This is a genomic window from Streptomyces sp. NBC_01017 (genome assembly GCF_045162795.1).
GTDB classification, from domain to species: Bacteria; Actinomycetota; Actinomycetes; order Streptomycetales; family Streptomycetaceae; genus Streptomyces; species Streptomyces machairae.
This window is the reverse complement of the sequence record NZ_CP108683.1, coordinates 2924585-2941746: the sequence shown is the minus strand read 5'-3', so window position 1 is coordinate 2941746 and position 17162 is coordinate 2924585. Positions and strand designations below refer to the sequence as shown.

The window sequence follows — 17162 nt, the reverse complement described above, 5'->3', positions numbered from 1 at the left end:
CGGTAGTCGAGGCGGGTGGGTGACCGGCATGCGGACAGCCACGGGTCATCCGCGAGCGCCCGCCGTCCGCCGATCGCCCTCCGATCACCGGCCCTGCGCCGCGTGCCGCCCTCCCCGTCCCCTTCCCCGCCCGAACCTCGTAGCCGGCACCGCCAGCCCCACGAGCAGCCCCGCCGCCAGGACGTACGGCCACCAGCCGATGCCGCCGGCCGCGGCGTTCGCGGTGCGGGTGCCGGGGGAGGCGGGCGGGCCGGCGGCCGTACGGGCGGCGTCGGCAGCGGAAGACGAGCGGGAGGGGCTCGCGGAGACGGCGGTCAGGACCACGTCGTTGCCGTCGCCACCCCGGTAGCCGATGCGATACGTGGTGTCGTTCAGCTGGAGCTTCGCGCCCTCCTTGAGGCCCGTGAACGAGCCGGTCGTCTTCGACCGCCCGCGGTGGTCGACGACGGTGATCCTCCGCGCCCGGTCGGCACCGGCTGTCGCTGCGACGGCCGCGAGGTCCAGGTCCCCCGCCAGCCGGACCGTGCCCGTCACCTTCAACGGGCCGTCGCGCAGCACCAGTTCGCCGGCTCCGGATTGCGTGTAGTCGCCGGAGACAGTCAGCCCGCCGGCGACCACGCCGTCGTTCGTCACTGCTCCCTTCACGGTGCCCTTGCCGGTCAGCGTCCTCCCCGCCCCCACCCGCAGCCCCGAAGTTCCCGCGTCCAGACGGGACTTGGGCGAGGTGAGCCGGATCGCCCTGCTGCGGGCCAGCGTCGCTCCGCCGCGCAGCGCCAGCGTGCCCTTCTGGACCGTCGTCGTGCCGGTGTACGTCACCGCGCTCCCCGTCAGGGCCGTCGTCGCGGCCCCCGACTGCGTGAGCGACCCGCTGCCGCCGATCCGGGACAGGGACAGGGCCCTGCTCGTGTTGTTCAGCACCAGCGAGCCGTTGTTGATGATTTTGTAGTGGTCGCCCCGTGTGTAGAGCCCGCCGTCGCCGCCCGCCCTGCCGTTGCCCAGCCGCAGCACCGCACGCTTGTCGACGGTCGTCGAGCCGTCGTAGTACTGGACGGCGGCGAAGGTGACGTCGTTGCCCCTCGTCCCCTTGATGACGATGTCCCCGGCACCGGGCGCGGCGAGTGTGTCGTGGAACCTGCCGCCGCCGATGGGGGCGCCCAGGGTCACCGGCCCGTTGTAGTCGAAGGTGAGCAGGGAGCGGGAACGGGCCGCCAGCAGATTGATGTAGACGGTCTCGGCGGTGCCGGGCATGAAGATCTCGTTCGTCGTCCCGTCGCCCCACTGGACGTTCGCGCCCTTGATGTTGGTGCCTCGCTTGTTGACGTTCTTGCGCGCGGGAGTCCGGTTCAGGGCGGGGTCGCTGAGTGCGGGGTCGGTGTCGCCGCCCCGGTCCGACCAGCTGTACCGGCCGGTGAGGACGACCTTGCCGCCCGGCCGGGACTGGACGTTGATGTCGCTGCCGTACTCGCGCTGGTAGAAGTCCATGCCCATGGTGACCGTACGGCCGAGCGGGGTGTCCACGGTCCACGTCCCCTGGTTGAGGACCTTGCGCACGGCGGGCAGCGATGTCGCGAACTCCGGCCGACCGGCGTTGACCTGCGTGCCGTTGTCGATCACCCCGGAGAAGGAGTGGGTGCCCGACAGGTCCCAGGTGCCCCACAGGAACCCCGGCTGGGTGATGAGCCCGGAGCCGCTGATCGTGCCGAGGTTGTAGGCGCTCCTCAGCGACAGCCGCAGGGTGCCGTCGACCCGGATGTTGTCCTGGTTCAGCCGGAACGCCGGGGTGTTGTACGGGAAGTGGCCGATCAGCCCGGCGTTACCGCCGTTGCCGTACTGCAGGGTCGCCCCGCGCGCGACCGTGACGGCGGGCGGGTCGGCGTCGGTCGTGGTGACGTACGGGTGGTTGCCGCCGAGGACGTTCACCTGCTGCCGCTGCCGGGGCTTCGGCAGGGTGAAGTCGCTGTCCCTGGTGAGGACCAGCGTGCCGGTGCCGCGCACGGTGAGCGTGCCCCGGCCGCGGAAGACGCCGTCGTACGTCGTCGTCCCCGGCGGCACGGTGACGACCGTGTCGCCGCTGAGTGTCACGTCCCGGTCGGCGAGGACGTCGGCGGTGACGTCCCGGCCGGCGGCGGCCGCAGGGGGAGCGGCAACGGTCAGGGCGGCGACGGCTGCCAGGGCACCGACGGCCGCTGCTGTCTTGTGGATATGGCTGCGCACGTGATGGGGACGGGCGGAGCGGGGCGCCGATAACAGAAATCCGGCGTTTCTCTTTGTCTCGCCGGACTCGTTGACCTCCTGGTAACACACCCTTACCTTTCAGTCGTTCGTAATGACAGATCCCGTTCGCTACCTCGAACAGCTCGAACAGCTCGAACGCCCCTGCGCTCCGAACATTCCCTGAGAGGCACCCCCCCGCATGAGCCGCGATCACGATCTGCCCCAAGGGCCCGCTGCCCCCCAAGCCCCCAGCCGCAGGCTGCTGTTGAAAGGCGCCGCAGCCGCCGGTGCCCTGACCGCCGCCTCCGCCCTCCCCGGCATCGCCCACGCCGCACCCCCGAAGGCGACCCCCTACGTGAACCCCCTCGTCCAGCAGCGCGCCGACCCCCACATCCACCGGCACACCGACGGCCACTACTACTTCACGGCCACCGCCCCCGAGTACGACCGCATCGTCCTGCGCCGCTCCCGCACCCTGAACGGCCTGTCCACGGCCGCCGAGTCGGTGCTGTGGCGGGCCCATCCCACCGGCGACATGGGCGCGCACATCTGGGCGCCGGAGCTGCACCGCATCGGCGGCAAGTGGTACATCTACTTCGCCGCCGCGCCCGCCGAGGACGTGTGGCAGATCCGCATCTGGGTCCTGGAGAACTCCCACCCCAACCCCTCCAAGGGCACCTGGGTGGAGAAGGGCCAGGTCAAGACCGCCTGGGAGACCTTCTCCCTCGACGCCACCACCTTCACCCACCACGGCTCCCGCTACCTCTGCTGGGCGCAGCACGAACCGGGGCTGGACAACAACACCGGTCTCTTCCTGTCCGAGATGGCGAACCCGTGGACTCTCACCGGTCCTCAAGTGCGACTGTCCACACCCGAGTTGGACTGGGAGTGCATCGGCTTCAAGGTCAACGAGGGCCCGTACGCCCTGAAGCGCAACGGCCGGATCTTCCTGACCTACTCGGCCTCCGCGACCGACCACCACTACTGCGTCGGCATGCTGACCGTCGACGCCGATGCCGACCTGATGGACCCGGCGAACTGGTCGAAGTCCCCGACCCCCGTCTTCACCAGCAACGACAGCACCAAGCAGTACGGCCCCGGCCACAACTGCTTCACCGTCGCCGAGGACGGCCGCAGCGACGTCCTCGTCTACCACGCCCGCCAGTACAAGGACATCGTCGGCGACCCGCTGAACGATCCCAACCGCCACACCCGCATCCAGAGGCTCCGCTGGAACCCGGACGGCACCCCGAACTTCGGCATACCCGTGGCGGACACGGCCGCCGCGACCGCCGCAACCGTCAAGGAGAGTAAGTGAGATGAGACGTGCCTACGCCGCTCTGCTGGCCCTCTGCCTGGCCCTCGCCGGCGCCCTGACCACCGCAGGTCCCGCCCAGGCCGCACCCCAGACCATCACCAACGGCACCCAGTTCACCGACCCTTCGGGCAACCCGGTGCACGCACATGGCGGCGGTGTCATCAAGGTCGGCGCTTACTACTACTGGTTCGGCGAGAACCGCAACGCCGACAACACCTTCCGCTACGTGGACGCCTACCGCTCCACCGACCTGAAGAACTGGGAGTTCAGGAACCACGTCCTGACCGAGTCCAGTGATCCGGAGCTCGGCACCGCCAACATCGAGCGCCCGAAGGTCATGTACAACGCCGCCACCGGCAAGTTCGTCATGTGGGTGCACAAGGAGAACGGCGTCGACTACAGCGAGGCCCGAGCCGCCGTCGCCGTGTCCGACACGGTCGACGGCAACTACAGCTGGCAGGGCAGCTTCCGCCCGCTCGGCCAGCACATGTCCCGCGACATCACGGTGTTCGTGGACACCGACGGCGCCGGATACATGATCTCCGCCGCCCGCGAGAACTACGACCTGCAGATCTACCGCCTGACCGCCGACTACACCGGCATCGCGAGCCTCGTCGCCGACCCCTGGCACGGCGGCCACCGCGAGGCCCCCGCCCTGTTCAAGCGCAACGGCGTCTACTTCATGCTGACCTCGGGCGCGACCGGCTGGAGCCCGAACCAGCAGCAGTACGCCACGGCCACCAGCATCGCCGGTCCCTGGACGGCGATGACGAACGTCGGCGACTCCACGACGTACGGCTCACAGACCGCGTACGTCCTCCCCGTACAGGGCAGTTCGACCACCTCGTACCTCTACCTCGGCGACCGCTGGGGCAACTCCTTCGGCGGCACCGTCAACGACTCCCGCTACGTCTGGCTGCCGCTGACCTTCCCCTCCTCGACGTCGATGTCCATGTCCTGGTCCCCGGAGGTCACCGTCGACGCGGCCACCGGATCGATCAGCGGGACGAGCGCCACGTACAACACGCTGACCGCCCGGCACTCCTCCAAGTGCGCCGACGTCACCAGTCAGTCGCTGTGGCAGGGCGCCCAGATCAAGCAGTACGACTGCAACGGCGGCGGCAACCAGAGGTACTGGTTCAAGTCGGCGGGCAGCGGCTACTACCAGCTGATGGTCAGGAACAGCTCCCTGTGCGTCCAGGAGAACGCGAACACGGTCACCCAGGAGAACTGCAACGCCTCCTCGACCGGCCAGCAGTGGTCGGTCACCACCACCGGCTCCTATGTGAACATCAAGTCCCGCGCGACCGGGGAGTGCCTGGACGTGAACGGCGCGTCCACCGCCAACTCCGCCGCGGTGATCACGTACACGTGCAACGGGGCGACGAACCAGCAGTGGACGCGCGGTACCTGAGGTGATGTCAGGCGAGCAGGTCGATCGCGTCGATCGACGTGCCCGCGCTGAGATAGCCGGTCGACCCCGAACCGCTCACCACGTCGATCCTCAGCACGTTGTACCGGCCGGTGTCCGTGAGCCAGGCACTCGCCGGGACGCTGTAGGTGAACGTGTGGTTGTTGCCCCGGTAGGACCCGTTGGTCAGGGACCGGGTGCCCGGCTGCGTGGGCGGGGAGGGGATCGCCGAGGTCCAGTCGTTGACGCCGATCTGCGGCCTGCCGTTGGCGTAGGCCGTCGTCACGCCGATGCGCAGGGTGTGCGCGGCGGCTGCCTGGGCGGCGGTCAGCCTGAAGTACACGAGCAGGCCGCTGTTGACGTCCTTCCAGAGGTAGCAGGGGAAGGACGCCGTCTCGTTGTCGCCGATCACCACGTTGCCGGTCCAGGCGGCGGCCCGGACGTCGGAGGGATGCGCGTACGTCATCAGGTCGGCGTTCTTGAACCCGCCCGGCGTGCCGTTCCAGTCACCGATACGCCAGATCGCGCTCGCGTTGCCCGGGTCGTTGGAGGACGGTACGGCGATCGTGTTGAGGGTGGTCGTGGCGCCGGCCGCGACGGTCACCGACCCCGTGTACACGGCGAGTTCGCCCTTGAAGACGTTCAGCCTGTACGTCCCCGGCAGCACACCCCCGATCGAGAACCAGCCGTCCGACGCCCGCGCCGAACCCCAGTACTGCGCCGCCGAGTTGGCGAGCCCGACCGTGTACGGGTACGCCGTGTTCCGGCCCGTGATCCCGACCCCGGCCACCGTGCCGCGCCCGCTCGCGCCGACGTACCCGGACATGCCGAGCGAGTCCGCCCACGACGTGGTGAGCGTGCCCGGGAACAGCGAAGAGGAGGGCGCCCCGCCGTCCGTGAGGGCGATGACGTACGGGCCCTGGAGGCCGAAGCGCTGGGCCTCGGTCTGGTTCTGGCCGTAGTACAGAATCTCGTACAGGCCACCGCCGTCCGCGCTCTGGTGGCGCAGCAGTGAGCGGTAGAACGGGCCGCCGGACGCCTTCTCGTGGTTGCTCCGCACGATCCACAGGCCGACGCCGCCGGCCGACCAGCCGACGTAGTCGTAGTCCATCACCCGACGCTTCGCGTAGTGCTTCGAGCGGGTCTGGCCGTCGGACTTCTCGAAGACGTCCGAGGCCTCGATGGTGGTGGGCGCGTAGGTGTAGGAGTCGGGCTCGTCGTTGAGGAACAGGCCCTTCTTCACGCGCAGGATGTAGCGGGTCACGGAGACCGACGTGTCGGCCTTGTTGGTCCACAGGTAGATGTTGTTCTCGCCGCTGCGGGCGGCGTAGTAGTGCCGCAGCGTGCCGTACGTGACCGAGATCAGGATCGTCGCACCCGACTGTCCGATGGTCACGGTGGACGTGCCGAGACCGGACTCGATGTGCGAGTTCATGCCGCCGTAGCCCTGGTACTCGGTGCCGCGGTAGACCAGCGAGGTCAGGTCGCCGTTGCTCTTGCTGACCTTGAAGACGAGGTTGGCGCCGGTGTCGACGACGTAGTGGGAGCCGTCGTCGCTCCAGCCGAAGGCCGCGGCGCGCGCTGTCCCGGCGAGGGCCGCGGTGCCTGCGGCGGCCGTGGCGCCGAGGACGAAGGTGCGGCGGCGAACGGATCTGTCAGGGGATCCGGACATGGGGGGTGCCTCCTTCGGAGTGTGGGGTTGCGGGTGTTGTGCAGGGTGACAGTCGAATCGACTTCGCGAAAGGGCTTGCGTGAGCTTGGAACTGCCAGGTCCTTTGAGTTCTCATCGACATCTAGAAAGCGCTTGTCGAAACGGGTACGGTCCAGGCGCACGCCGGGCCCATCCGAGCGAGGAGTCGCGCATGAGACGTTTCAGCGCCGTCGTACTGCTGGCCGCCACCTTGGGTGCCCTGCCCGTGCTCACGGCGGTACCGGCCCGGGCCGCCCACGCCCACTGCACCGCCACCGCCTGCCACTTCGACGTTCCGCCCGGAACGTACGACGTTAAGGTCCTCCTCGGCGGCGAGACCGCGTCGAGCACGAGCGTCACCGCGGAGACCCGCCGCGCCCTGCTCCCCGAGACGGCGGTCGAGGCCGGCGAGCGCGTCGCCCGCAGCTTCACCGTGAACGTCCGCACCCCCGAGGGCGAGCCCACGGGAGCCGACGGAACGCCCGGCCTGGACCTGCACCTCGGCGGCTCGGCACCCGCCCTGGCCGACATCGTGGTCACCCCGGCCCGGCATGCCCGCCAGATCCTCCTCGTCGGCGACTCCACGGTCTGCGACCAGCCCGGCGACCCGTACTCCGGCTGGGGCCAGCAGCTGCCGCAGTACCTGCGCAAGGGCCTGTCCGTCGCCAACTACGCCGACTCCGGCGAGAGTACGGTCAGCTACCTCGCCGACTCCCGCCTGTGGGCCACCGTCCAGCCACAGATCCGGCGCGGCGACCTGGTCCTGATCCAGCTCGCCCACAACGACAAGACGACCGACGGGGCGACGTACCGCGCGAATCTGGAAACCCTGGTGGCGGGCGTGCGGGCGAAGGGCGGGAAGCCGGTCCTGGTCACGCCGATCGTGCGCCGCTGGTTCAACGCCGACGGCACCCTGAACAACGACACGGCCCTGCTCGTGAACGGCCTGGGCGTGGACCACCCCGCCGTCATCCGCTCCGTCGCCGCCGCCCACGACGTCCCCCTCATCGACCTGACGGCGAGGACGAAGGCGCTGGTGGAGTCCCTCGGCGTCGAGGCGTCCAAGGCGCTCTACCTCTACAACGAGAAGCGGGACAACACCCACACCTCCGTACCCGGCGCCACGACCTACGCAAGCCTGGTCCGCGACGAACTCGTCGCCCGGCATCTGGTGCCGGAGCGCCTGTTGCGGGTGGGATGAACTCCTGGGGCGCTCCGACCGGAACCGGGGCGTCCCAGGTCCGGAACCGAGCCGGCGAGAAAGAGACCCGATGCACCTGCCTCCCGAAGACCGCACCCGCAGCCCGCGCACCGGCTACACCCGCGCCCACTGGGAGGCGGCCGCCGACGCCCTGCTCGCCGCGGTCGAGCCGTACGCCACCGAGGACCGTGCCCTCTACCATCTCCCCGGCGACCACGAGAGCTGGTCGGGCCGTCTCTCCGACGGCCTGGAGGGCTACGCCCGTACGCTGCTCCTGGCGGCGTTCCGCCGGGACGAGACGGTGTTGGAGCGCTACGCCGACGGCCTCGCGGCCGGCGTCCGCGGCGTCTGGCCCCGCGTCGAGGACCGCAGCCAGCCCTTGGTCGAGGCGGCCTCGATCGCGCTCGCGCTGCGGCTGACGCGGCCGTTGCTGTGGGACCGGCTGGACGACCCGGTGCGGCAGCGGGCGGCGGCCTGGCTCGGCGACGCGCTCACCGCCGAGGCCTGGCCCTGCAACTGGGAGCTGTTCCCGGTGACCGTGGGCGGCTTTCTCCAGGAGATCGGCCATGAGGCCGAGGAGTCGCGCAAGGCGATCGACCGGGGGCTGGAGCGCATCGAGAAGTGGTACGTCGGCGGCGGCTGGTACACGGACGGCGACGGCCGCAAGTTCGACTACTACAACGGCTGGGCCATGCACCTGTACCCCGTGCTGCACGCCTGGCTCGCGCAGGACGAACGGCTCCTCGACCTGTACGGCGGCCGGCTCTCCCGGCATCTGGAGGACTACGCCCGCCTGTTCGGCGGCGACGGCGGCCCCCTGCACCAGGGCCGCTCCCTGACCTACCGTTTCGCCGCGACCGCCCCGCTGTGGCTGGGTGCCCTCACGGGCCGCACACCGCTCGCGGCAGGGGAGACCCGGAGGATCTCCTCCGGCGCGCTCAAGTACTTCCTGGAGCGGGGCGCCGTGGACGCGAACGGACTGCTCACCCTCGGGTGGCACGGCCCCGACGAGGCGCTCCTCCAAGGCTATTCGGGCCCGGCGTCCCCGTACTGGGCGAGCAAGGGCTTCCTCGGCCTGCTCCTGCCGGCGGACCACGACGTGTGGACGGCGCAGGAGGAACCCGCCCCCGCCGAGCGCGAGGACGCGGTCACCGCGATCGCCGCCCCCAACTGGCTGGTGCAGTCGACGAGTTCGGACGGAGTCGTCCGCGTCCACAACCACGGCAGCGAGGACGTCCGCTACGACCCCTACTACACGCGGCTCGCCTACTCGACGGCGACGACGCCCGCACCGTCGTACGACAACAGCGTGATCGTCGGCGGCGATCCGAGCCGTACGGACATCGTGCCGCTCGGTGCGGGGGAGGGCTGGGCGGCCTCACGGCACTCGGGCGGTGACGGAACTCGGGTGACGAGCGTGGTGCTCGCGCAGGGGGCCGTGGAGGTGCGGGCCCACCTCGTGGCAGGTGCGGCGCCAGGGACGCCGGTTCGGATCACGGGCTGGGCGGCGCGGGACGGGATCCGCACCGAACTCCGCCCTGCCGCCCGGCTCGACGACGACCTCACCGGCGTCACCGACGCCGCACCGACCCTCTTCGTCGCCCTCGCCCGGCTCACGGCCGAACCGGAGCCCGCCCCGCTGGACGAGCTGGTGACCGTGCGCGTGGACGACGACGGCGGGATCCATGTCCGCTGGAACGAAGGCCGTGCGGTCCGCGTGCGGTTGGCGGACGGCGAAGGTGTCCACGTGCGGGTCAGCGACTGACCGCCTGGGCCGTGATGCCCGCCCGGTCGAGTGCTCTGGCGACGGCGGGCGGGTCCACCGGGTCACCGTCGGGATGGGCGCGCACGTGCTCCAGCAGCAACCGTGCGTCCAGCCCGTATGCCTCGGCGTCGGCCAGGAGGCTGTCCGCGCTCGGACCGGCGGTCGTGTCGTCGAAGTGGAGCCTCAGCTCCCTCAGCAGGCTGCCGCGGTCGACGAAGTCGCTCATGCCGCAGTCCAGGCCGTCGTCCTCGAGGCTGTCGGGGTAGGGCGCCCGGCTCCAGGTGCCGTTCTCGTACCAGTAGACGCAGCCGAGTTCGTACCCTTCCAGCCGGTCGCGCAGCTCCTCGTAGGGAAGCCAGTCGGGGCCGCCCGCCAGCATGTCGATGGGCGGCTTGTGCCACTTGACGCCGCTCGACTCGTCCTCGCCGTAGAGCACGAACCGGCCCTCGCCCATCCTGGACATGATCCACCAGGTGCAGCCGCAGTCGTCCCAGTGCAGGCCCGCCTCGTCGATCCAGTGCCCGACCCGGTGCACGCTCGGGCACCCTTCCTGCTCGGTGGTCGCCTTGACGGCGGCGAGCAGCGCCCACCGTGCCCACAGCACCTCGCCGGGCGGAAGGTCCTCCGGAAGTCCCGGTCGGTGAACGGTCATGTGCGCCCCCGTGTGTTCTCGTCGCGATGGTGATCGCCGCAACAGTACGACGACGGGCCGGCCCTCCGTCCGCGTGCCTCTCACTCATGGGACGACAGGGCCGGGACACTTCGGCCGGTACCGAAACGACCGGCGCCTAGCGTTCGGGGCATGACCGAAACAGCCCGGCTCACCCCGGCCGACGCCGTCACCGGCATGGTCGACCACGTCCTCACCCTGGCCGCGACCTGGCCGAACTGGGACGGCACGCCCGCCCGTGTCGACGACCGCGTCCACACCCCGCACAAGGCGATCCGCCGCGTCGCCGACCACCTGATCGACCACCTGGCCGAGCTGGAGGCCCGGCTGGCGGGTGAGGAGCCCCAGCCCGACCACTGGCACGCCTCCGGCATCACCACCGAGGCGGACCTCGCTCCCTTCACCCCGCAGGACCTCGACGAGGCCCGCAGCAGGCTGACCCGCCTCGCCCGGATCTGGGCCGACCGACTGGACGCCCTGAGCGACGACCAGCTCGACGACTCGCCCGGCGAAGGCTGGAGCTTCCGCGAACTCGCCCGCCACCTGGAGGGATCGACGTACTACGCGGACGCCGTCGGAGACCTGTCCTGACCGCCCGAGCACCGGAGGACCCCTCATGACCACGTTCGCCGGACTCCACCACGGCGACCAGCCCCTGCTGCTCCCCAACGCCTGGGACCACGCCTCGGCGCGGGCCCTCGCAGACCAGGGGTTCCGCGCGATCGGCACGACGAGCCTCGGTGTCGCAGCGGCCGCCGGTCTGCCCGACGGGGCGTCGGAGACCCGTGACGAGACACTGCGGCTCGCCCTGGCCCTCGGCTCGGATCCGTACCTTCTCTCCGTCGACGCGGAGGACGGTTACAGCGAGGATCCCGACGAGGTGGGGGAGTTCGCGAGGCACCTCACGGCTGTTGGAGCCGTCGGGATCAACCTGGAGGACCGTCTCGGCTCCACCGCGCTGCACGCCGCGAAGATCGCCGCGGTCAAGTCGGCGGCACCGGGTCTCTTCGTCAACGCCCGCACCGACACGTACTGGCTGGCAGACGGCGAGGGGACGATCGACCGGCTCGACGCCTACCAACAAGCCGGCGCCGACTGCGTGTTCGTGCCGGGGCTCAGCGAGCCCACGGGAATCGCCGCCCTGCTGAGGCACGTCGACGTTCCCCTCAACATCCTCTACGCACCGACCGGCCCCACTCTCCCGCACCTGGCCGACCTCGGCGTTCGCCGCGTCAGCCTCGGCTCGCTGCTCTACCGGCGGGCGCTGGGAGCGGCGTTGGAAGCGGTCGAGGCGATCAGGGAGGGCCGGGCGCCGGGCGGGACCGCCCCGTCGTACGGTGCCGTGGACGCCCTCGCCCGCCGGGGCGAGGTGGCCGAGGGGGCGTCGTCGGGCACGGGAGGGTCGGGGCGGGGCTGACGGAACCTCAAGGGGCCACGTCCGAGCTGATGTTGGGACAGGACGCATCCTCTCCCGTGGTGGCGGCCTATGACCTCCGCGAAGCCTCCAGTCTCAGTGGTCGGCGTGGCGCCTGGGGTGGCTGCGCCCGCCGTGCTCGCTGCCCGGCCAGTTCGCGAGCGCCACGTGCAGGGCGTCGACGGCACGCTCCCAGGACTCCCGTACGTCGCGGGGAGCACCGAAGGCGCCGGTGGACTCCAGGGCGCAGTAGCCGTGGAAGGTACTGCGCAGCAGGCGGACGGCGTCGGTGAGGTCGGGTTCCTCCAGGCCGTACGCGCGGAGCATCCCGTAGGTGATCTCGGCGGTGCGGCGCATGGCGGGGGAGTCGGCGACGAGCGTCTGGTCCAAGCGGATCTGCGTCGCCGCATAGCGGCCCGGGTGCTGAAGGGCGTAATCCCGGTACGCGTCCGCGAACGCGGCCAGCGCGTCCTTGCCGGCGCGTCCGGCGACGGCGGCGGCGATCCGGTCGATCATCTCGCCGCCCGCCAGCAGGGCGACCCGGGTCCGCAGGTCCTGCAGATTCCTGACGTGCGAGTACAGACTCGCGTCCTTCACCCCGAAGTGCCGGGCCAGCGCGGACAGGCTGACCTTCTCGAACCCGACCTCGTCGGCGAGTTCGGCGGCGGCCGCGGCGAGGCGGTCGGCGGTGAGTCCAGCGCGGGCCATGGGGTGGGTGACCTCCGGATACATGAGACTGGCCTAGGGCCCCTAGGGGGCATCCTAGTGAGTGCCGGGCCGGACCAGCCCCGTCTCGTACGCCAGGACGACGGCCTGGGCGCGGTCCCGCAGGTACAGCTTGGCGAAGATGCGGGCCACATGGGACTTCACCGTGGCCTCGCTCAGCGTGAGGTAGGCGGCGAGCTCCGTGTTGGACAGGCCTCGGCCCAGGAGCGTCAGGACCTCCAGCTCGCGGGGCGTCAGGGAGGCCAGGTCGGCGTGGACGGCGGGGGCGTGAGCGGCGGGGGTGGAGGCGAAGCGCTCGACCAGCCGACGGGTGATGGTGGGCGCCAGCAGGGCGTCACCCGTGCCGACCAGTCGTACGGCGGCCGCGAGGTGCTCGGGCGTGACGTCCTTGAGGAGGAAGCCGCTCGCGCCGATCGACAGGGCCGTGTAGACGTAGCGGTCCAGGTCGAACGTCGTCAGCATCAGCACCCGGCAGCCCGGTGCCTCTTCGAGGATCCGGCGGGTGGCGTCCAGGCCGTCCATGGTGGGCATGCGGATGTCCATCAGCACGACGTCCGGGCGGAGTTCGCGTGCCAGCGACACCGCCTCCAGGCCGTCCGCCGCCTCGCCGACCACCTCGATGCCGCGCACGGTCAGGATCAGCCGGAAGCCGGTCCGGATCAGCGTCTGGTCGTCGACGACGAGAACGCGGGGCGTCGGCTCGGTCACCGGTGTCGTCATGACAGGTCCGGGGAGCGGTCCAGGGGACGGTCCAGCGGGATGCGGGCCCGGACGCGGTAGCCGCCGCCGAGTCGCCGACGGGCGTCCAGATCGCCGCCGTACACCGCGACCCGCTCCCGCAGGCCCAGCAGGCCGCGCCCCGTTCCTCCCTGCAGACGGCTCTGCTTCGGCGAGGCCCCGCCGGTCAGCACGCTCGGCCCGGTGTTCAGCACCTCCACCCGCAGCGCGTGGTCCGCGTACCGCACCGTGACCTCCGCCTTTCCTCCGTCGCCGTGCCTGAGTGCGTTCGTGAGCGCTTCCTGGACGATGCGGTACGCCGTCACGTCGATCCCCTGCGGGAGGGGGCGGGGTTCGCCGGAGATCCGGACCTCGACGGGCAGCCCCGCGAAGGAGACGCGGTCGACGAGTTGGCCGAGCCGGTCCAGGCCGGGCTGAGGGGTGAGGTCGGCGGCGGTCCCGTCGTGCGCGACGTCCGTGTCGTCGTCCTCGCCGCTCGGCGACGGGGCCAGCAGCCCCAGCAGATGCCGTAGATCCGTCATCGCACCCCGCCCCGCGTCCTCCACCGCGCGCAGCGCCGCCGCGGCCTCGTCCGGCATGGTGCCCAGGACCTCGCGGGCGGCGCCGGCCTGGACGACCATGAGGCTGACGGTGTGGCTGACGATGTCGTGCAACTCGCGGGCGATACGGTCGCGTTCAGCCATGACCGCCGCGCGGGCCGCGCTCTCCCGCTCCCGCTCCAGCAGCCAGCCGCGCTCTCCGACGGCCTGCAGCCGGCGCCGCCGTGTCCGCAGCAGCGCGACGGTCAGCACGAGTACGGCCGCACCCGCCACCGCCGCCGTGACCCAGCCTGGTTCCCAGTCCCCCATGGGGCTCACCCTGACAGACGATCACCGCGAACGCATCGGCCCGGAGATGCAGGCCCTGCATCCGGAGGATGAGGTGCCCGGTGATGTGCCATCCGGGGAGGGATGTCCGGGCGCGGGTCCGCCTCGTAGCGTCCTGTCCATGAGCAGTGAAGGCAGCAAGGGAGAGGCCGTTGTCCGGCTCGACGGGGTGCGCAAGGAGTACGGCGAGACGACGGCGCTGGCCGGGGTGTCGCTGGAGATCCGTGCGGGAGAGGCGGTCGCCGTGATGGGGCCCTCGGGGTGCGGGAAGTCCACGTTCCTCAACATGATCGCCGGACTGGACCGGCCGACGGGCGGCACGGTCGTCGGCCACGGGGAGAACGTGGGGGAGCTGAGCGAGAAGGGGCTTGCGCTGTACCGGCGGCGCCGCATCGGCATGATCTTCCAGTTCTTCAACCTGATCGACGACCTGTCGGCCCTCGACAACGTGGCGCTGGCGGCCCAGCTGACGGGCACTCCGGCCCGGCAGGCCCGCCGTCGCGCCCTGGAGCTGTTCGACGAACTCGGCATCGCCGACCGGCGCAACGCCTATCCGGCCGTACTCAGCGGCGGAGAGCGCCAACGCGTCGCCGTCGCACGGGCGTTGGTGAACCGCCCCGCCCTGCTGCTGGCCGACGAGCCGACCGGGGCCCTGGACAGCCGCTCCGGCGAGCAGGTGATGGACCTGCTGCTCGACCTCAACCAGATCGGCCAGACACTGATCCTGGTGACCCATGACGAGCATCTCGCCCGGCGCTGCGCCAGCCGTCTGATCGAGTTCGCCGACGGCCGGGTGACCGGCGAGCACACCCTGGAGCCGTCCGCATGAGGGCCGTGTGGCGCGCCGCCCGCGCGGCGGTACGGCGGCGCAGACTTCAGACGCTCGTCATCGCGCTGGTGACGCTGACCTCGACGGCGGCCATGGTGGTGGCCCTCGGCCTGGTCGACGCGGCCTCCGCCCCCTTCGACAAGGCCTTCGCCGAACAGCGCGGCCCGCACGTCGTCGCCGCCTTCGACCCCGCCGAGGTCTCCGACGCACAGCTGGCGCGGACCGCTCGGCAGCCCGGTGTCGAGGCCGCCGCGGGCCCCTACGCCCAGGCCACGGTCGAACTCCCCGACGGCAGCATGAACTTCGGGCTCGGCAACGAGATCACGATCGTCGGCCGCGCCGACCCCGACGGCCCCGTGGACCGGCTGGACCTGTGGGCCGGCCGCTGGGCCACCCGGCCCGGCGAGGTCGTCCTGAACCGGCAGTCCGACTGGACCGCGGACGACCTCGGCAAGCGGCTCCCGATGCCCTCGGGCGGCCCTGACCTCACCGTCGTCGGGTTCGCCTTCGACCTGAGCCGCACCGCGGACGCCTGGGTCGCACCCGAGCAGATCGACGCCCTGCACCCGACGGTCACCCAGATGCTGTTCCGCTTCCCCGACGCCTCCACGGACGACCGGCTGCGCGCACAGCTCGCCACGGTGACCGAAGAGCTCCCGGCGGACGCGCTCGCCGCCTCCCGGTCGTATCTCAGCCTCAAGCACCAGGTGAGCAGCTCGGCCCGGGCATTCACGCCCTATCTGATGGCCTTCGGCATCCTGGGCATCGCGGTCGCGGTCCTCATCGTCGCCAACGTCGTCAGCGGTGCCGTGATCTCCGGCTTCCGGCACATCGGCGTGCTCAAGGCCCTGGGGTTCACCCCGGGTCAGGTCGTCGCCGTCTACCTCACGATGATCTCCGTACCCGCGGTGCTCGGCTGCGCGGTCGGCACCGCGGTGGGCAACCTGCTGGCACGCCCCTTCTTCGGATTCGTGTTCACGGGGCCGGACGCGGGGGTGTTCCACGACACCGTCACGGTCGCGCCCTGGATCAACGCCCTCACCCTGCTCGGCATGCCCGCCGTCTGCCTCCTCGCCGCGCTCGGCCCCGCGCTGCGCGCCCACCGGATGTCGGCGGCGCGGGCCATCAGCGCGGGCAGCGCCCCACGTGCCGGCCGTGCGCTGGGGATCCAGCGCCGGCTGGCCGGCAGCAGGCTGCCGCGCTCGGTGAGCCTGGGGATGGGCCTGCCGTTCGCCCGGCCCGGCCGCAGCGCCCTGACGCTCGCCGCCGTGGTCCTCGGCGTGACCACCGTGACCTTCGCGACCGGCCTGGCGACGACGATGACCCGGTTCGGCGAGGCCGGACGCGACGCGTTCCAGGTCACCGTGTACGCGTCCAACTTCAACAACGGCAAGGAGCTCCAGCCGGAGCACGCCGACCGCGAACTCCACTCACTCCTCGCGGAGTTGCCGGGGGCCACCGAGGTCACCGCCCGTGCGTCCGTCGACGTACGCCTCGTGGGGTCCGCGCATCCGGTGATCCTCGAAGGGCGTCGTGGCGACCGGACTCAGCTGGACAGCGTGCTCACGGCGGGCCGATGGCCACGGGGTGCCGGCGAGGTCGTGGCCGGCTCGGCCTTCCTGCGCCAGAACGGCGTACGGGTCGGCGACCGGGTCAGCCTGGAGAAGGGCGGCCGGGCCGAGAAGGTGCTGGTCGTCGGGGAGTTCATGGAGAGCAACGCCCGGGTCGTGGTCGGCGGCTGGACGGCGCTGACGGCACTCGCCCCGGACGAGCGGCCCATCGCCTACCACGTCGCCCTCAGCGACGGCACCGACCCGAACGCCTACGCCCGCGCGGCCCGTGCCGCCGACTCCGGGATCACACCCGATGTGAGGGACGCCAACGCCGTCACGCAGACCATCATCGGCTCGGCCACCGCCCTCACCGTGATGCTCACCGTCGTCGCGTCCCTCGGCGTCTTCAACACCGTCGTCCTCAACACCCGTGACCGCAGGCGGGACTTGGGCATGCTGAAGTCGATCGGCATGACCCCGCGACAGGTCACGGTGATGACGGTGACGTCGATGGCGGTCCTCGGCGCACTCGGCTCCCTGCTCGGCATCCCGTTGGGCGTGGCGGGCTACCAGCTGGTGATCCCCCGGATGGTGGACGCCGTCGACATCACCCTGCCCGCGTACATGACGGACGTCTGGCGGGCGCCGGCCCTGGCCGGACTGGCCCTCGCGGGTGTGGTGATCGCGGTGCTGGGGGCGTTCGTCCCGGCGCGGAGGGCGGGGCGGCTGACGATCGCGGAGGTGCTGCGGAGCGAGTGAGGTGAGCC

General features: G+C 71.2%; 14 protein-coding genes. 8 read left to right on the top strand and 6 right to left on the bottom strand.

The window, feature by feature from the left end; translation table 11 throughout:
• Window positions 1-84: 84 nt before the first annotated feature.
• Window positions 85-2214 (bottom strand): autotransporter, encoded by a 2130-nt coding sequence (locus OG331_RS13555; RefSeq protein ID WP_406195600.1) that lies wholly within the window; start codon window positions 2212-2214, stop codon window positions 85-87.
• 199 nt (window positions 2215-2413) lie between these two features.
• Between OG331_RS13555 and OG331_RS13550 the strand changes: the two genes are divergently transcribed.
• Window positions 2414-3532: a glycoside hydrolase family 43 protein gene (locus tag OG331_RS13550; RefSeq protein WP_406195597.1), complete on the top strand. Its 1119-nt coding sequence runs from the start codon at window positions 2414-2416 to the stop codon at window positions 3530-3532.
• Window position 3533: 1 nt separating this feature from the next.
• Window positions 3534-4946, top strand: a complete 1413-nt coding sequence (locus OG331_RS13545; protein ID WP_406195594.1) for an RICIN domain-containing protein — start codon at window positions 3534-3536, stop codon at window positions 4944-4946.
• A 7-nt stretch (window positions 4947-4953) separates the two neighbouring features.
• On the opposite strand, the gene OG331_RS13540 is transcribed toward OG331_RS13545, so the two are convergent.
• Window positions 4954-6615, bottom strand: coding sequence for a rhamnogalacturonan lyase B N-terminal domain-containing protein (locus OG331_RS13540; RefSeq protein WP_406195591.1), 1662 nt, complete (start codon window positions 6613-6615; stop codon window positions 4954-4956).
• Window positions 6616-6805: 190 nt separating this feature from the next.
• Between OG331_RS13540 and OG331_RS13535 the strand changes: the two genes are divergently transcribed.
• Together OG331_RS13535 and OG331_RS13530 are read left to right on the top strand one after the other, a co-directional pair.
• Entirely contained in the window at window positions 6806-7834 is a 1029-nt protein-coding gene (locus tag OG331_RS13535) for a rhamnogalacturonan acetylesterase (protein WP_406195589.1), read from the top strand.
• Between the two features lie 70 nt (window positions 7835-7904).
• Window positions 7905-9599, top strand: a complete 1695-nt coding sequence (locus OG331_RS13530; protein ID WP_406195586.1) for a DUF2264 domain-containing protein — start codon at window positions 7905-7907, stop codon at window positions 9597-9599.
• On the opposite strand, the gene OG331_RS13525 is transcribed toward OG331_RS13530, so the two are convergent.
• Window positions 9589-10251 (bottom strand): hypothetical protein, encoded by a 663-nt coding sequence (locus tag OG331_RS13525; protein ID WP_406195583.1) that lies wholly within the window; start codon window positions 10249-10251, stop codon window positions 9589-9591. The genes OG331_RS13530 and OG331_RS13525 overlap by 11 nt on opposite strands.
• 150 nt (window positions 10252-10401) lie before the next feature.
• Here OG331_RS13525 and OG331_RS13520 point away from each other — a divergent pair, with 150 nt between their 5' ends.
• Both OG331_RS13520 and OG331_RS13515 read left to right on the top strand, forming a co-directional pair.
• Window positions 10402-10860 (top strand): hypothetical protein, encoded by a 459-nt coding sequence (locus OG331_RS13520; RefSeq protein WP_406195580.1) that lies wholly within the window; start codon window positions 10402-10404, stop codon window positions 10858-10860.
• 25 nt (window positions 10861-10885) lie between these two features.
• Window positions 10886-11686 (top strand): isocitrate lyase/phosphoenolpyruvate mutase family protein, encoded by an 801-nt coding sequence (locus OG331_RS13515; RefSeq protein ID WP_406195577.1) that lies wholly within the window; start codon window positions 10886-10888, stop codon window positions 11684-11686.
• 93 nt (window positions 11687-11779) lie between these two features.
• On the opposite strand, the gene OG331_RS13510 is transcribed toward OG331_RS13515, so the two are convergent.
• Genes OG331_RS13510 through OG331_RS13500 form a run of 3 tightly spaced genes read right to left on the bottom strand, consistent with a single transcriptional unit; the run spans window position 11780 to window position 13995 of the window.
• Window positions 11780-12391 (bottom strand): TetR-like C-terminal domain-containing protein, encoded by a 612-nt coding sequence (locus tag OG331_RS13510; RefSeq protein ID WP_406195574.1) that lies wholly within the window; start codon window positions 12389-12391, stop codon window positions 11780-11782.
• A gap of 54 nt (window positions 12392-12445) precedes the next feature.
• Entirely contained in the window at window positions 12446-13129 is a 684-nt protein-coding gene (locus tag OG331_RS13505) for a response regulator (RefSeq protein WP_406195571.1), read from the bottom strand.
• A complete protein-coding gene (locus OG331_RS13500; RefSeq protein WP_406195569.1) occupies window positions 13126-13995 on the bottom strand; it encodes a sensor histidine kinase in 870 nt (289 codons plus the stop codon). Before OG331_RS13500 ends, OG331_RS13505 begins: the two co-directional genes overlap by 4 nt.
• 139 nt (window positions 13996-14134) lie before the next feature.
• Between OG331_RS13500 and OG331_RS13495 the strand changes: the two genes are divergently transcribed.
• Together OG331_RS13495 and OG331_RS13490 are read left to right on the top strand one after the other, a co-directional pair.
• Window positions 14135-14842 (top strand): ABC transporter ATP-binding protein, encoded by a 708-nt coding sequence (locus OG331_RS13495; RefSeq protein WP_406195566.1) that lies wholly within the window; start codon window positions 14135-14137, stop codon window positions 14840-14842.
• Entirely contained in the window at window positions 14839-17154 is a 2316-nt protein-coding gene (locus tag OG331_RS13490) for an ABC transporter permease (protein ID WP_406195563.1), read from the top strand. The genes OG331_RS13495 and OG331_RS13490 overlap by 4 nt, the downstream gene beginning before the upstream one ends.
• Window positions 17155-17162: the final 8 nt, after the last annotated feature.

Bases quoted from the DNA above. Each gene is read 5' to 3' on its own strand.
- OG331_RS13545 (WP_406195594.1), top strand. From the start codon at position 3,534: ATGAGACGTGCCTACGCCGCTCTGCTGGCCCTCTGCCTGGCCCTCGCC.
- OG331_RS13535 (WP_406195589.1), top strand. From the start codon at position 6,806: ATGAGACGTTTCAGCGCCGTCGTACTGCTGGCCGCCACCTTGGGTGCC.
- OG331_RS13510 (WP_406195574.1), bottom strand. From the start codon at position 12,391: ATGGCCCGCGCTGGACTCACCGCCGACCGCCTCGCCGCGGCCGCCGCC.
- OG331_RS13515 (WP_406195577.1), top strand. From the start codon at position 10,886: ATGACCACGTTCGCCGGACTCCACCACGGCGACCAGCCCCTGCTGCTC.
- OG331_RS13525 (WP_406195583.1), bottom strand. From the start codon at position 10,251: ATGACCGTTCACCGACCGGGACTTCCGGAGGACCTTCCGCCCGGCGAG.
- OG331_RS13540 (WP_406195591.1), bottom strand. From the start codon at position 6,615: ATGTCCGGATCCCCTGACAGATCCGTTCGCCGCCGCACCTTCGTCCTC.
- OG331_RS13490 (WP_406195563.1), top strand. From the start codon at position 14,839: ATGAGGGCCGTGTGGCGCGCCGCCCGCGCGGCGGTACGGCGGCGCAGA.
- OG331_RS13495 (WP_406195566.1), top strand. From the start codon at position 14,135: ATGAGCAGTGAAGGCAGCAAGGGAGAGGCCGTTGTCCGGCTCGACGGG.
- OG331_RS13550 (WP_406195597.1), top strand. From the start codon at position 2,414: ATGAGCCGCGATCACGATCTGCCCCAAGGGCCCGCTGCCCCCCAAGCC.
- OG331_RS13505 (WP_406195571.1), bottom strand. From the start codon at position 13,129: ATGACGACACCGGTGACCGAGCCGACGCCCCGCGTTCTCGTCGTCGAC.
- OG331_RS13520 (WP_406195580.1), top strand. From the start codon at position 10,402: ATGACCGAAACAGCCCGGCTCACCCCGGCCGACGCCGTCACCGGCATG.
- OG331_RS13500 (WP_406195569.1), bottom strand. From the start codon at position 13,995: ATGGGGGACTGGGAACCAGGCTGGGTCACGGCGGCGGTGGCGGGTGCG.
- OG331_RS13530 (WP_406195586.1), top strand. From the start codon at position 7,905: ATGCACCTGCCTCCCGAAGACCGCACCCGCAGCCCGCGCACCGGCTAC.